This is a genomic window from Streptomyces sp. NPDC090445, from assembly GCF_044769385.1.
GTDB lineage: Bacteria > Actinomycetota > Actinomycetes > Streptomycetales > Streptomycetaceae > Streptomyces.
In genome coordinates this window covers 382,249-395,822 of the sequence record NZ_JBIVXV010000005.1, presented here as the reverse complement: position 1 = coordinate 395,822, position 13,574 = coordinate 382,249, and the positions used below count along the sequence as shown (strand labels likewise).

Genomic DNA, 13,574 nt, shown 5'->3' with positions numbered 1-13,574 from the left:
TAATCCGGTGCAACATCAGGTGAGCGGGTCAGCCATGGTCGGAATATGACCGACTGACCACTGCGTCCTCGCTGTGTTGTTGCCTACAAGCACTCCGAAGAGCCCTGCAGGTCTTTTCAAAGGAACCTCATCCACCGAAGTGGACGGGGTATCAACTTCTGGCGTTGATTTTTGGCACGCTGTTGAGTTCTCAAGGAACGGACGCTTCCTTTGTACTCACCCTCTCGGGCTTTCCTCCGGGCTTTCGTTCTTGCGTTTCCGACTCTATCAGAGTCTTTTCCGTTCGCTTTCCGGGTCTTCGCTTTCGCGTTTTCCCTTTCGGCGATTCCGACCTTATCAGTTTCTTTCCTGTGCTCTGCAACTCGGCCGGTTCATCGGGATGACAAAACGACAGAGCGATGAGCTCAAGATCAGAAGCTGAAGGGTTGGTTCCCCGTCCATCGTCCGTTCGCGAGAAGTTCACGTGGGACGTCCTGGCGGGAGTCTCGACAGTACAGGCCCGGTGGTTCACAGGCAAATCGATTCAGGCGTATGGTCTAGTCCACTACGTTGTCGCGGGAGCGCATCACGGCCCTCAGCAGGAGGTTCGTTTCGCGCGAACCCGGACATCTCATGACATACCCTTCGAAAAGCGCGCCGCGCGGGACAGACAGTGACGGCGACGCTACGAAGCCCCATCCCCCTGGGAGGCCCCATGACCACCGTGACGTCCCCACTTGCCGGGCGCGCCATCGGACTCGCCGCTGTGCCCGACCCGGTGTTCTCCGGCGCGATGGTGGGTCCGGGCACCGCCATTGATCCCGTCCGCGAGCCCTCGGAGGCGGTGTCCCCCGTCGACGGTGTGGTCGTCTCCCTGCACCCGCACGCGTACGTCGTCGTCGACGCCGAAGGACACGGTGTCCTCACCCACCTCGGGATCGACACCGTCCAGCTCAACGGCGAGGGCTTCGAGCTGCTCATCAACAAGGGCGACACCGTGACCCGCGGCCAGGCCGTCATCCGCTGGAACCCCGCTGCCGTCGAAGAGGCCGGCAAGTCGCCGATCTGCCCCGTCGTGGCACTGGAGGCCACCGCCGACTCCCTCGGCGACGTCCGTGAGGACGGCGACGTCAAAGCCGGCGACCAGCTCTTCAGCTGGGCCTGACTCATCCGCCGGGCGTGCCGGCGGTTCGGAGATCCACCGCGGCGGCCGGGCCCGCCGCTCAATCGGAGACGGGTGAGATGGAGACAACGCTGCGAGGCGTCGGCGTGAGCCACGGTGTGGCGATCGGCGAGGTGCGGCACATGGGCACGGCGGTTCTGGAGCCGCCGGCCAGGCAGATCACCGCGGACGAGGCGGAGCGCGAACAGGGGCGCGCCCGCAAGGCCGTGAGCGCCGTTGCGGCCGACCTGATCGCGCGCGGCCAGCTGGCCGGGGGCGAGGCACAGCACGTGCTCGAAGCCCAGGCCATGATCGCTGAGGATCCGGAGCTCATGGCGGACGTCGACCGGCGGATCGCCGTCGGCAGCACCGCCGAGCGCGGGGTGTACGACGCGTTCGCCGCCTACCGCGACCTGCTCGCGGGGGCCGGGGAGTACATGGCCGGGCGGGTGGCCGACCTGGACGACGTGCGCAACCGCATCGTCGCGCGCCTGCTGGGTGTGCCGATGCCGGGTGTGCCGGACAGCAACGAGCCGTACGTGCTGATCGCGCGGGACCTGGCGCCCGCCGACACGGCGCTGCTCGACCCGTCGCTGGTCCTCGGCTTCGTCACCGAGGAGGGCGGCCCGACCAGCCACAGTGCCATCCTCGCGCGGGCGCTGGGGGTGCCCGCGGTCGTGGCGCTGCCGGGGGCCGGGGAGATCGCCGAGGGCACCGTGATCGCCGTCGACGGTTCGACGGGCGAGGTCTTCGTCGAGCCGAGCGACGAGAAGAAGACGGAGCTGGAGGCGGCGGCCGCCGAGCGGAAGGCCGCGCTGGCCGCCTCGTCCGGTCCGGGTACGACGTCCGACGGGCACAAGGTGCCGCTGCTCGCCAATGTCGGCGGGCCGGCGGACGTCCCGGCGGCCGTCGAGGCCGGGGCGGAGGGCGTGGGCCTGTTCCGCACCGAGTTCCTGTTCCTGGACGACAGCAAGAAGGCGCCGTCCGAGGAGAAGCAGGTCGAGTCCTACCGCAAGGTGCTCGAAGCCTTCCCCGAGGGCCGGGTCGTCGTCCGTGTCCTGGACGCCGGCGCCGACAAGCCGCTGGACTTCCTGACGCCGGCCGACGAGCCGAACCCGGCGCTGGGCGTGCGCGGCCTGCGCACCCTGCTGGACCACCCGGAGGTGCTGCGGACCCAGCTCGCCGCGCTGGCCAAGGCGGCCGACGGTCTGCCGGTCCATCTGGAGGTCATGGCGCCCATGGTGGCCGACCGGGCCGACGCGAAGGCGTTCGCCGACGCGTGCCGGGCGGCCGGGCTGCAGGCGAAGTTCGGGGCGATGGTGGAGATCCCCTCCGCCGCGCTGCGGGCGCGCTCGATCCTGCAGGAGGTCGAGTTCCTGTCGCTGGGCACCAATGACCTGGCGCAGTACACCTTTGCCGCCGACCGGCAGGTCGGTGCGGTGTCGCGGCTCCAGGACCCGTGGCAGCCGGCGCTGCTCGACCTGATCGCCATGGCTGCCGGGGCGGCCCGGGCGGAGGGCAAGAGCTGCGGTGTCTGCGGTGAGGCTGCTTCCGATCCGCTGCTGGCGTGTGTGCTGACGGGTCTGGGTGTCACCTCCCTGTCCATGGGTGCCGCTTCCATCCCGTACGTGCGGGCGGCGCTCGCCAAGCACACGCTGGCCCAGTGCGAGCGTGCCGCGGCCGCGGCGCGTGCGGCGGACAGTGCCGAGGAGGCCCGGGTGGCCGCTCAGGCGGTGCTGTCCGGCGAGTAGCCGGTCGGCGGCGTACGTGTGATGCCGGTCGAGGGGCCTTCGCGGTGGCGGAGGCCCCTCTGGCGTTCTGCCCGGGCCCGGTCGGCTACCTCGGCCCGTGGTGCGGGTCGGGGCCGTCGACCTCGTATCCGGGGCAGTAGTCGACGCCGTGCTCCGGGGCCACCGGCTCCCCGGTGTCGGCGTCGGTGCAGTACGCGTTGAAAACGGCCGCCGCGGAGAGCGGCACCAGGCGGCCCCGGTCGAGGCGCCATCCGTGGACGCGGTCTCCGGGGCCCGCGCCGGTGGTGCGCAGCACCAGTCCGCCGGGGCCGCCGAGGGCGAGGCCGGCAGCGAGGACGGTCACGAAGTCGAGGCTCTCGCGGCCGTCGAACCGGGGTGTGCCGTCCGGGTCTGCCGGGCCGGCGTCCGCGGGTGGCTGCCCGGGCGGACGTGGGGGCGTCTCGGTGTGGAGCACCGCCACGAGCTGCTGGTCCTTGGTGGGGATGCTGCAGACGAGGTGGTGGTGGCCCGGTCCGGCTCCCTGGACGAGGCGGCTGAGGGCGTCGGCGGCCCGTTCGAAGGAGGAGCGGCCGATGTCCTCGCCGCAGTCGGCGCAGGTGCCGAGTTCGGCGAGGAGGGTGGTGGCGTACTCCCAGGTGGCCTGGCGGACGGCCTCGTCGATGAGGAGCGGGACGATCTCGTCGATGGGGCGGCCCGTGTAGGGGAGGCCGGGGCCGGTTCCGGCGAGCTCGGCGGTGAAGCGGCTGCGGGATGCGGCGCTGTCCGGGTCGAGGTGCTGCTCGGCGCAGAACTCGGCGTAGTCCTCGGGGTCGAAGAGGGCCACGGTGGTGTGGATGCCCTGGGCGGCGAGGGACCTGAGGAGGTCGTCGACGTGGCGCAGGTAGTCCTCGTGGTCGTCGAAGGCGAAGCTGCGGTAGCAGCGCATGGCCGCGAAATCCCCGGGGTCGGCGAGGAGGCCGACGGTTCCGGGGATCTCGCGGCGCAGCATGCGGCGCTTGGCCGAGCGGCCGGTGCGGTCGGTGGTGTCGCGGGTGGTGCGGTGCATGGCGGACATGGCTCCCCCTGAATGCGCAGTCGATTGCTCACTCAGAGTAACGACGACCACTGACAGCGGGCTCAGGAGCGGCTGCGGGTGCGGGCGAGCTCCTCGTAGAAGTGCAGGAGGTCCAGGTTGTCGACGGAGCCCGGGTTGACGGCCTTCTCCATGGGCGTGCCCTGGAGCAGGCGCTTGACCGGGACCTCGATGCGCTTGCCGGTGAGGGTGTGCGGGATGGCCGGCACCTCGATGACCTCGTCGGGCACGTGCCGCGGGGAGAGCTCCTCGCGGATCGTGGCCTTGATGCGGCCGCGCAGGTCGTCGTCGAGGGTGGCGCCGGGCGCGAGGTGCACGAAGAGCGGCATCCAGTAGCCGCCGTTCGGTTCCTCCAGGCCGATGACCAGGGATTCCTTGATCTCGGGGAGGCGTTCGACGGCCTCGTAGATGTCGGCGGAGCCCATCCGGACGCCCTGGCGGTTGAGGGTGGAGTCGGAGCGGCCGTGGATGACCACCGAGCCGCGGTCGGTGAGGGTGATCCAGTCACCGTGCCGCCAGACGCCGGGGAACATCTCGAAGTAGCTGTCGCGGTAGCGGCTGCCGTCCGGGTCGTTCCAGAAGTAGATCGGCATGGACGGCATGGGGTTGGCGACGACGAGCTCGCCGACCTCCCCGGTGAGCGGCTTGCCGGACGGGTCCCACGACTGCAGGTCCGTGCCCAGGCAGGCGGCCTGGAGCTCGCCGATGTGGACGGGGAGGGTGGGGACGGCGCCGGCGAAGCAGCTGCAGACGTCCGTGCCGCCGCTGACGGAGGCGATCCAGAGGTCCTCGGCGACCTCGTCGTGCAGCCAGCGGAAGCCGTCGGGCGGCAGCGGCGAGCCGGTGGTCGCCACGCACTTCACGGCGGACAGGTCGTAGTCCCGCGAGGGGTGGACGCCGGCCTTGCGGCAGGCCATGACGTAGGCGGCCGAGGTTCCGTACAGGGTGGCCCGGGTCCGCTCGGCGATGCGCCACTGGGCTCCCGTGTCGGGGTAGCCGGGGCTGCCGTCGTACAGGACGACGGTGGTACCGGTGAGCAGGCCGGAGACGAGGAAGTTCCACATCATCCAGCCGGTAGAGGTGTACCAGAAGAACCGGTCCTCCGGCCCGAGGTCGCAGTGCAGGCCCAGCTGCTTGAGGTGCTCCAGGAGGATGCCGCCCTGCGACTGCACGATCGCCTTGGGCAGGCCGGTGGTGCCGGAGGAGTACAGCACCCACAGCGGGTGGTCGAAGGGGACCGGCTCGAAGACCGGCTCGGTGCGGGCGGAGGTCAGGTCCGCCCAGGCCAGGGCGCCGTCGGGGGTGGGCGTACCGAGCAGCGGGATGTGGACGACGGCGCGCAGCGAGGGCAGGTCCGCGCGGAGCTCGGCGACGGTGTCGCGGCGGTCGTGCTCCTTGCCGCCGTAGCGGTAGCCGTCGACGGTGAACAGGACGACCGGCTCGACCTGCTGGAAGCGGTCGAGGACGCTCCGGGCGCCGAAGTCGGGGGCGCAGGAGGTCCACACGCCGCCGACGGCGGCGGTCGCGAGGAGCGCGACGACGGCCTCGGGGATGTTGGGGAGGTAGCCGCTGACCCGGTCGCCGGGGCGTACGCCGAGGGCGCGCAGCTCGGCGGCGAGCGCGCCGACCTGGCCGCGGAGCTCGGCCCAGGTGATGGGGGTGGTCTCCTGGGTCTCGTCGACGTACAGCAGGGCGGCGTCCTCGGCGCGCGCCGGGTCCTCGGCGGCACGCAGCGCGTGCTCGGCGTAGTTGAGGGTGGCGCCGGTGAACCAGCGCGCCCCCGGCATGGAGCGGTCGGCGAGGACGGAGGCGTACGGGGTGGTGAACCGTACGTCGAACCATTCGGCGACGGCCCGCCAGAAGGTGTCGAGCTCGGCGACCGACCAGGCGTGCAGCGCGAGGTAGCCGCCGTCCGCGGGGGCGCCGTGGTGCTCGGCGGCCCAGGCCTGGAAGGCGGTGATACGGGCCCCGGCGATCCGGTCGGGCCCCGGGGACCAGAGGGGTTCCGGCTGGGTGGTCGAGGTCATGGGTCGGCTCCCGGTCAGGTCAGTCTGCGGCTTGCGCGGGGTGCGCGCGGGATGTGCGTACGGTGCCATCGCGCGGCGGGTGTGCGCGCGGCGGCACACAGGGACGATGCCATGTGATCTACCTCCGCACCAGAGGTGCCGGGGAGGCGGATGGACGGGTGAACGGAAGTTGAACGCACCCCGCGCGGTCGGCGGCCGGTGGCAGGGTGAGCAGCATGAACGGTCGCGATCTGGTGCGTGCGGTGAAAGAGATCGGTACGGAGCGCGGGCGGCGCGCATGGCGTTCGGCGCTGCGCCACCGGCGCGCGGACGCGGTGGGCCTCCCCCGCCGGGGCCCGGAGCGGGCGCGCGTGCCGGGGCTGCTGACGGGTGCGGAGCCGAGGCCGGGCGGCGGGCTGCTGCGGTTCGCCCGTTCGGAGCTGCTCGTACGGATCGCGGCGGGCGGGATCGTGTTCTGGAGCTGGGACGGGGCCGGGGCGACGCCGTCGTACGCCGTGGTGGGCGACGGGCCGGAGCCCGACCCGCGGGCGGTGCTGGAGCCGGACACCGGCGGCGGCTGGCGGGTGGTGTCGGAGCGGGTGACGGTGGCGGTGTCCCGGCACGGGGCGGTGGAGGTGCGCACGCCGGGCGGGGTGGTGCTGCGCCGGGAGCTGCCGCCGCGGTGGTGGGAGCCGGCGGGGGTGGGGGCGGGGGGTGCTGCTCGTATGGGGGGTGCGGGTGGTGCTGGAGGTGCGGGTGCTGGTGAGGGTTCAGGTGGTACCGAGGGTGCAGGTGGTGTGCCTGGTGCCGGTGGGGCCGAGGGCGGGGCGCGTTGGGCTGTGCGGGCCGAGGTGCCCGCGGACGCCCGGTTCTTCGGGCTCGGCGGGCGCGCCGCGGGGCCGCGGCTGCGCGACGGCGCGTACCGGCTGTGGAACACCGACCCCAAGGGCGGCTTCGGGCCCGGCGACGACCCCCTCTACATCACCATGCCCGTACAGATGGTGGTCGCGGACGCGGGAACGCACCTGGTGTTCCACGACAACCCCTGGGACGGGCGTGTGGTGCTCCGGGAGGGCCGGGAGGGCGCCGGCTCGGGTCCCGACCGGCCGGGCGCGTGCGAGCTGCGCATGGACGGCGGGCCGCTGCGGTGCTGGGTGCTGGTGGGGCCGCCGGCGCGGGTCCTGCAGAGCTGGTCGGCACTGACCGGCGCCCCCGCGGTTCCGCCCGCCTGGGCGCTGGGCTACCAGCACGCGCGCTGGGGCTTCGGGAGCGCGGAGGAGGTGCGGCGGGTCGTGTCCGGCTACCGGGCGCGCGGGCTCGCGCTGTCGGCCGTACACCTGGACATCGACCACTACGCGCAGCACCGGGTGTTCACCGTGGACGGCGAGCGGTTCCCGGATCTGCCCGGGCTGGCACGGGAGCTGCGGGAGCAGGGCGTACGGCTCGTGTCGATCGTCGACCCGGCGGTCAAGACCGGCGACCCGGTACACACCGCCGGCCGGGCGGTGGGGCCGGCCGGGGCGTTCGTACGGGACGCCCGGGGCGAGGAGGTGCGGGGCGAGGTCTGGCCGGGCGAATGCGCATACCCGGACTTCACGGACCCGGCGGTGCGCGAGTGGTGGGGCGGGCTGTACGCGGAGCGGCTGGCCCAGGGGTTCTCCGGGGTGTGGCACGACATGAACGAGCCGGTTTCCTTCGCCCCCTTCGGGGACGCGACGCTGCCCAGGTCGGCCCGGCACCACATGGAAGGGGCCGGCGGGGACCACCGGTCCGCGCACAACGTGTACGCGCTGGGCATGGCCCGGGCCGGGTGGGAGGGCCTGGTCCGGCTGCGGCCCGCCGAGCGGCCGTTCCTGTTCTCCCGGTCCGGGTGGGCGGGCATGCAGCGGTACGGGGGCACCTGGTCGGGGGACGTGGAGACCGGCTGGGAGGGGCTGCGGGCCTCGCTCGCGCTGGTGCTCGGGCTGGGCTTGTGCGGGGTGCCGTACTCGGGCCCGGACGTCGGCGGGTTCGGCGGTTCACCGTCGCCGGAGCTGTACCTGCGGTGGCTGCAGCTGGGCGCGTACCTGCCGCTGTTCCGAACCCACTCGGCGATCTGGGCGGGGCGGCGGGAGCCGTGGGAGTTCGGGCCCGAAGTGGAGCGGCATGCGGGGGCCGCACTGGCGGAGCGGGAGCGGCTGCGGCCGTACTTCCTGACGCTGGCCCAGCTGGCACGGCGGACCGGGGCGCCGTACGTGCGGCCGCTGTGGTGGGGGGCACCGGAGGACCGGGCGCTGCGGGACTGCGAGGACGCCTTCCTGCTGGGCGACGCCCTGCTGGTGGCGCCGGTGCTGGAGCCCGGGGCGAACCGGCGGGCCGTCCGGCTGCCGCGGGGGCGCTGGTACGACACCGCGACCGGGACGGCGTACGAGGGCCCGGGCCAGATCCTGCTCGACGCCCCGGCCGACCGGATCCCGGTGCTGGCCCGGGCGGGAACCGTGCTCCCGGTCCGCGGACCGGAGGGCGAGGGGGACGGCGTGACCCTGGAGGCGTGGGCTCCGGCGCGGGGACGCACCGGGGGCGGGGTGCTGATCCGGGACACCGGGCCGGGCTTCGACCCGGGCGAGGCGGAGCGGTACACGGTGCGGTGGGTGGGGGATGCGGTGGTGGTGGAGGACGAGGGCGGGGGGCGGATTGAGGGCGTTGTGGTGCGGGGGATTGGGGGGAGTGAGGGTGGGGGCGAGACTGCGAGTCGGGGAGGCGGGCATACGGACGCGGACGTTGTTGCACGTACGGATGCTGCCGGTGCTCTCGGATACGGGCCCGACTCCGTGGACGGTGTAGGTCCGCTGTAGGTCCTCGGGGGAACCTGCCCGAGCGCGGCGAACCGGCCGCGCAGCGGGCGGAGCGGGCGGAGCGGGCGGAGCGGGCGGAGCGGGCGGAGCGGTTCGATCAGGGGGTTGGTTGGTCATGGTCTTGGCGAGGCCGGCGAGCCCTGTGAGGCCGTACGCCACGGGGTCGGGTCGGTGGTGGCCGTGGCGGTGGGCTTCCTGCACGGGGTGCTGCTCGTCAAACCGTTGGCGGTACTGGGCCGGCTCACCGCCCGTCTGACGGCGTGGCCGGAGCCGGTCGCGGTGGCGGTGGCGGTGGCGGTGGCGGTGGGTGGGATGCCCGCACCCGGGGTCGGAGGAGTATCCGGGGGGGGTGCGTTGCGTCGGCTGTGCTCTGCGTTGCGGAGTTCTCCCCCGCCCCGCCTGCATTCTGCTCGCCGCAGCCTCCGCCCGGCCCCCGCCCGGCCCCTCAGGCGTACTCGCCCGCGAACCATGCCTTTGCCGCTCGGGTGTGGAGGGGGAAGGCCAGGTCCGTGGGGGTGCGGAGGATGTGCCAGCCCGTGGTTTCGGCCGTGGGTATCGACGGTGGCAGGGACTTCGCCGGGCGGGGCGGGAGGAGGCCGAAGACGAGGAGGTGGCCGCCCGGGGAGCTCATGGTGTCGGCGAGGGCGACTTCCTCGCGCCGGGCGTGGACGTTGGTCTCCTCGCGCAGTTCGCGGACGACCGCCTCGCGCCAGTCCTCGCCGAAGTCCACGAAGCCGCCCGGGAGGGCGATCCCGCCCAGGGCCGGTTCGATGGTGCGGGTGATGACCAGCAGGCCGGTGCCGGACGCGTCCTCGACGGGCAGCAGGGCGACCGCCACCGGGAGCGGATTGCGGTAGGTGACGGCACCGCAGGCACCGCACGCGCGGGGCCAGTCGGCGGTGTCGAACAGGGCTCCGCAGGTGGAGCAGTGCGAGTCTTTCAGGTGGGGCGGCATCCCGCGATGGTATGCGAAGGGGCATGCGGATGGCGGTGGTTGCAGGGTGTGTGGTGGTGCTGGCCGGAGGGTCGGGCGCGCCGGGTTTCGTGGTGCTGGCGGAGGTGGATCCGACGATCGTCCAGGACATGCGGTACGCCACCCCGCGCAACTTCACGGGACGCGTCGTCGACGGCTACGAGGAGCCGGTGTGCCTGCTGGCCCGGTCGGCGGCCGAGGCGTTGCGGAGGGCCCAGCGGGTGCTGCTGGCGCGGGGGTACTCGCTGCTGGTGTACGACTGCTACCGGCCGCAGCGGGCCGTGGACCTGTTCGTGCGGTGGGCCGGGGATCCGGGCGACCAGGGGACGAAGGCGGAGTTCTATCCGCGGGTCGACAAGGCGCGGCTGATCCCGGACGGGTACATCGCCGAGAAGTCCGGGCACAGTCGTGGGAGCACGGTGGACGTGGCGCTGGTGCGGCTGCCGCTGCGGCGTCCCGTGGACATGGGGACGCCTTTCGACCTGTTCGATCCGCTCTCGCACACCGATGACCCGCGGGTCCCGGCCGCCGCGCGGGCCAATCGGCAGCTGCTCAAGCGGGTGCTGGCGGCGGAGGGGTTCGTGAACCTGCCCGAGGAGTGGTGGCACCACACCTTCAAGCCCGAGGCGTTTCGCGGCACTTACTTCGACTTTCCGGTCGCTGTCCGTTCCGTGCGCCGCATGGCAGACTTCTGACGGCTCGTCAGATCAGTCGCGCTGCTCGGGAGGGGTCTTGGAACGCACACCTACACCCGTCGTGGACGGGTGGTTCACCGACGCCGGCGCGGAGGGCGGCTTCCGGCTGCTCGGCACCCGGTGCTCCGCCTGCACCGCGGTGTTCTTCCCGCGTGAGGACGCGTACTGCCGCAACCCCCGCTGCCCGGGCGACGGCACCCTGGCCGAGGTGCCGCTGTCGCCGCGGGGGCGGGTGTGGTCGTACACCGACGGGCGCTACCGGCCGCCCGCACCGTACGTGTCGGATCCGCACGCGCCCTGGGAGCCGTACGCCCTGGTCGCGGTGGAGCTGGAGGCGGAAGGGATGGTGGTGCTCGGGCAGGCGGCGCCCGGGGTCACGGTCGCCGATCTGGCGGTCGGGATGGAGGTCGAGGTCGTGGGCGGGGTGCTCGACGGGACCGGCAGTGAAGCGGGCGACGCGGGCGATCCGGGCGATGCGGGCGATGCCGGCGGCGCATGGACCACCTGGTGGTTCCGGCCCGTGCCCGCACCCGAGGCAGCCGGGGGTGCGTCGTGAGCGGGTACCGCGACGTCGCCGTGCTCGGGGCCGGGATGCATCCGTGGGGCAAGTGGGGCCGCAGCTTCGTCGCCTACGGGCGGGTGGCCGCGCGGGCCGCGCTCGCCGACGCCGGGCTGGACTGGACCGACGTGCAGTCCGTCGTCGGGGCGGACACGGTGCGCTCCGGGTACCCGGGCTATGTCGCGGGCGCGACCTTCGCCCAGGCGCTGGGCTGGCAGGGGGCGCGGGTGACCAGCGTGTACGCGGCGTGCGCGTCGGGAGCCCAGGCCATCGGTGCGGCCCGGGCGCAGATCCTGGCGGGTCTGGCCGACGTCGTGCTGGTGGTGGGGGCCGACGCGGCGCCCAAGGGGTTCTTCGCCCCTGCGGGCGGGGACCGGCCGGACGATCCGGACTGGCTGCGGTTCCGGCTGCTGGGCGCCACGAACCCGGCCTATTTCGCGTTGTACGCCCGCCGCCGGATGGCCCTGTACGGGGACACGCCGGAGGACTTCGGCCGGGTCAAGGTGAAGAACGCGGCGGCCGGGGCACTCAACCCCCTCGCCCGCTACCGCAAGGCGGTGACGGCCGGGGAGGTCGCGGCGTCGGCCGTGGTCGCCGATCCGCTGCGGCTGCTCGACATCTGCGCGACCTCGGACGGGGGCGCGGCGCTGGTGTTGAGCAGCATGGACTTCGCACGGGCGCGCGGGGTGGCGGACCCGGTGCGGATCCGGGCGGTGTCGACGGTGACGCCGGTGTATCCGCGTACGGTGCTGGACCTTCCGGACATCGCCACGGACTCGGTGACGGGCGCGGCGCCGGCGCCGGGCTCCTTCCGGGCGTCCATCGCCCGGGCCGCGTACGAGGAGGCCGGGATCGGGCCGGAGGACCTCTCGCTGGCCGAGGTGTACGACCTGTCCACCGCGCTGGAGCTGCAGTGGTACGAGGACATCGGCCTGTGCGGGGAGGGCGAGGGGGCGGCGCTGCTGCGCAAGGGGGTGACCGCGCTCGGCGGGCGGGTGCCCGTCAATTCCAGTGGCGGGCTGGCCTCCTTCGGGGAGGCGGTGCCGGCACAGGCGATCGCGCAGGTGTGCGAGCTGACGTGGCAGTTGCGCGGTACGGCCGGGGAGCGGCAGGTGCCGGGGGCACGGGTGGGGATCACCGCGAACCAGGGGCTGTTCGGCCACGGGTCGGCGGTCGTCGGCGTCCGGTGACGACGGCCGTCGCCGTACGGTGCCTGCTGCCGGGCGGCGGAACGTCGGCGGAACGTCGGTGGCCGGTCAGCGGAAGGTCGGCGGAAATGAGTGTGGTCCTCGTGCTTGACGACCTCGGGCAGCGGGTTCACACTCGCTCCACGGTCTCGCGCGCGGAATCCGCAACCGACCCCTGAACCCCCCATGAGAGCTGCGGCCCGTACCCCAGTCGGCGGGGGTACGGGCCGCCTCCGTGCGCGGCGGGCGGGCGGTCCCGGGCCCGGTGCTCAGGTGCCCGCGGGCAGGCTCCGGCGGCGGGCGCGGGCCAGGGACATCGCGTGTTCCACGACCCCGACGAGGACGTCCTTGACGGATTCCCGGTCGCGCGCGTCGCACAGCAGCACCGGCACCCCGGGGTCGAGGTCGAGTGCCTCGCGTACGGACACCACCGGGTGGCGTTCGGCGCCGTCGAAGCAGTTCACGGCGACCGTGAACGGGATCCCGCGGCGTTCGAAGTAGTCGACGGCCGCGAAGCAGTCGGCGAGCCGGCGGGTGTCGGCGAGGACCACCGCGCCGAGGGCCCCCTGGGCCAGTTCGTCCCAGAGGAACCAGAAGCGGTCCTGTCCGGGGGTGCCGAACAGGTACAGGACCAGGTCCTCGCGCAGGGTGATGCGCCCGAAGTCCATGGCCACGGTGGTGGTGCTCTTGCTCTCCACTCCCCCGGTGTCGTCGATGCCGATGCCGGGCTCGGAGAGGTCCTCCTCGGTGCGGAGCGGTCTGATCTCGCTGACGGCTCCGACCATGGTGGTCTTGCCGACCCCGAAGCCGCCCGCGACGAGGATCTTCAGGGTCAGCGGCTCGACCGGGGACACGGCGTGCATGGCACCGGTGCGGCTAGAGCGCCCGAAGGCCATCGATCACCTCACGCAGAATGGATTCGTCGGGGAGTTCGGCCGGCGGTACCGGCCGGGTCACGTGGACCACTTCCTCGTCGGCCAGGTCCCCGATCAGGACCCGTACGACCCCGACCGCGAGGTCGAGTTCGGCCGCGAGTTCGGCGACCGACTGCGGCCGCTCGCGGCACAGGTCGAGGATGTGGGCGTGCTCCGGGGACAGGCTCATCTCCCAGACCGGGTCGTCGGCCGCCGGTTCGGCGACGACGAGCGCGATCAGGTCGAGCCGGTGCCGGGAGGCGTGGCTGGTCCGGCCGCGTGTCATCGCGTACGGGCGGACGACGGGACCGGCGTCGTCGTCGAACCAGTGGGGGTGGGCGGGGTCCGGTGCGGCGCCCGCGCCGGGGTCCGCGTGGTTCGGCTGGTCCCGGTAGTTCCGGTGGTCCCGGTGGTCCTGGCCTGGATCACTCATACCGTCCGT

General features: G+C 73.1%; 11 protein-coding genes. 6 read left to right on the top strand and 5 right to left on the bottom strand.

Annotated features, from left to right (window positions below):
* Positions 1 to 694 precede the first annotated feature (694 nt).
* Positions 695 to 1,144, top strand: a complete 450-nt coding sequence (locus ACIQUT_RS15090) for a PTS glucose transporter subunit IIA (protein ID WP_403563145.1) — start codon at positions 695 to 697, stop codon at positions 1,142 to 1,144.
* Between the two features lie 77 nt (positions 1,145 to 1,221).
* Entirely contained in the window at positions 1,222 to 2,892 is a 1,671-nt protein-coding gene (gene ptsP / locus ACIQUT_RS15085) for a phosphoenolpyruvate--protein phosphotransferase (RefSeq protein WP_403563143.1), read from the top strand.
* Between the two features lie 85 nt (positions 2,893 to 2,977).
* Here ptsP and ACIQUT_RS15080 read toward each other — a convergent pair whose 3' ends face one another.
* Positions 2,978 to 3,946, bottom strand: a complete 969-nt coding sequence (locus ACIQUT_RS15080; RefSeq protein ID WP_403563141.1) for a hypothetical protein — start codon at positions 3,944 to 3,946, stop codon at positions 2,978 to 2,980.
* Positions 3,947 to 4,008: 62 nt separating this feature from the next.
* On the bottom strand, positions 4,009 to 5,991 hold the full coding sequence (locus ACIQUT_RS15075; RefSeq protein ID WP_403563140.1) for an acetoacetate--CoA ligase: 1,983 nt from the start codon (positions 5,989 to 5,991) through the stop codon (positions 4,009 to 4,011).
* A 215-nt stretch (positions 5,992 to 6,206) separates the two neighbouring features.
* Between ACIQUT_RS15075 and ACIQUT_RS15070 the strand changes: the two genes are divergently transcribed.
* Positions 6,207 to 8,804: a glycoside hydrolase family 31 protein gene (locus ACIQUT_RS15070; protein WP_403563138.1), complete on the top strand. Its 2,598-nt coding sequence runs from the start codon at positions 6,207 to 6,209 to the stop codon at positions 8,802 to 8,804.
* A gap of 445 nt (positions 8,805 to 9,249) precedes the next feature.
* Here the strand turns inward: ACIQUT_RS15070 and ACIQUT_RS15065 are convergent, their stop codons facing one another.
* Positions 9,250 to 9,759: an NUDIX domain-containing protein gene (locus tag ACIQUT_RS15065; RefSeq protein ID WP_403563136.1), complete on the bottom strand. Its 510-nt coding sequence runs from the start codon at positions 9,757 to 9,759 to the stop codon at positions 9,250 to 9,252.
* Positions 9,760 to 9,788: 29 nt separating this feature from the next.
* On the opposite strand from ACIQUT_RS15065, the gene ACIQUT_RS15060 reads away from it, so the two are divergent.
* From ACIQUT_RS15060 to ACIQUT_RS15050, 3 genes are read left to right on the top strand one after another with little or no spacing between them, the layout of a single operon-like run.
* The gene (locus ACIQUT_RS15060; RefSeq protein ID WP_403563134.1) at positions 9,789 to 10,472 is read left to right on the top strand and encodes a M15 family metallopeptidase; all 684 of its coding nucleotides are present in this window, start codon (positions 9,789 to 9,791) and stop codon (positions 10,470 to 10,472) included.
* A 37-nt stretch (positions 10,473 to 10,509) separates the two neighbouring features.
* Positions 10,510 to 11,028, top strand: a complete 519-nt coding sequence (locus ACIQUT_RS15055) for a Zn-ribbon domain-containing OB-fold protein (RefSeq protein WP_403563132.1) — start codon at positions 10,510 to 10,512, stop codon at positions 11,026 to 11,028.
* Positions 11,025 to 12,221, top strand: a complete 1,197-nt coding sequence (locus tag ACIQUT_RS15050) for a lipid-transfer protein (protein WP_403563130.1) — start codon at positions 11,025 to 11,027, stop codon at positions 12,219 to 12,221. The genes ACIQUT_RS15055 and ACIQUT_RS15050 overlap by 4 nt, the downstream gene beginning before the upstream one ends.
* Positions 12,222 to 12,487: 266 nt before the next feature.
* Here ACIQUT_RS15050 and ACIQUT_RS15045 read toward each other — a convergent pair whose 3' ends face one another.
* Both ACIQUT_RS15045 and ACIQUT_RS15040 read right to left on the bottom strand, forming a co-directional pair.
* Positions 12,488 to 13,114, bottom strand: coding sequence for a GTP-binding protein (locus ACIQUT_RS15045; RefSeq protein ID WP_403563128.1), 627 nt, complete (start codon positions 13,112 to 13,114; stop codon positions 12,488 to 12,490).
* Entirely contained in the window at positions 13,095 to 13,565 is a 471-nt protein-coding gene (locus ACIQUT_RS15040; RefSeq protein WP_403563126.1) for a DUF742 domain-containing protein, read from the bottom strand. Before ACIQUT_RS15040 ends, ACIQUT_RS15045 begins: the two co-directional genes overlap by 20 nt.
* Positions 13,566 to 13,574: the final 9 nt, after the last annotated feature.

What these genes read in the sequence shown, in the direction of transcription:
- ACIQUT_RS15070 (WP_403563138.1), top strand. Translation starts at nt 6,207, where the DNA reads ATGAACGGTCGCGATCTGGTGCGTGCGGTGAAAGAGATCGGTACGGAG.
- ACIQUT_RS15080 (WP_403563141.1), bottom strand. Translation starts at nt 3,946, where the DNA reads ATGTCCGCCATGCACCGCACCACCCGCGACACCACCGACCGCACCGGC.
- ACIQUT_RS15065 (WP_403563136.1), bottom strand. Translation starts at nt 9,759, where the DNA reads ATGCCGCCCCACCTGAAAGACTCGCACTGCTCCACCTGCGGAGCCCTG.
- ACIQUT_RS15060 (WP_403563134.1), top strand. Translation starts at nt 9,789, where the DNA reads ATGGCGGTGGTTGCAGGGTGTGTGGTGGTGCTGGCCGGAGGGTCGGGC.
- ptsP (WP_403563143.1), top strand. Translation starts at nt 1,222, where the DNA reads ATGGAGACAACGCTGCGAGGCGTCGGCGTGAGCCACGGTGTGGCGATC.
- ACIQUT_RS15075 (WP_403563140.1), bottom strand. Translation starts at nt 5,991, where the DNA reads ATGACCTCGACCACCCAGCCGGAACCCCTCTGGTCCCCGGGGCCCGAC.
- ACIQUT_RS15040 (WP_403563126.1), bottom strand. Translation starts at nt 13,565, where the DNA reads ATGAGTGATCCAGGCCAGGACCACCGGGACCACCGGAACTACCGGGAC.
- ACIQUT_RS15090 (WP_403563145.1), top strand. Translation starts at nt 695, where the DNA reads ATGACCACCGTGACGTCCCCACTTGCCGGGCGCGCCATCGGACTCGCC.
- ACIQUT_RS15045 (WP_403563128.1), bottom strand. Translation starts at nt 13,114, where the DNA reads ATGGCCTTCGGGCGCTCTAGCCGCACCGGTGCCATGCACGCCGTGTCC.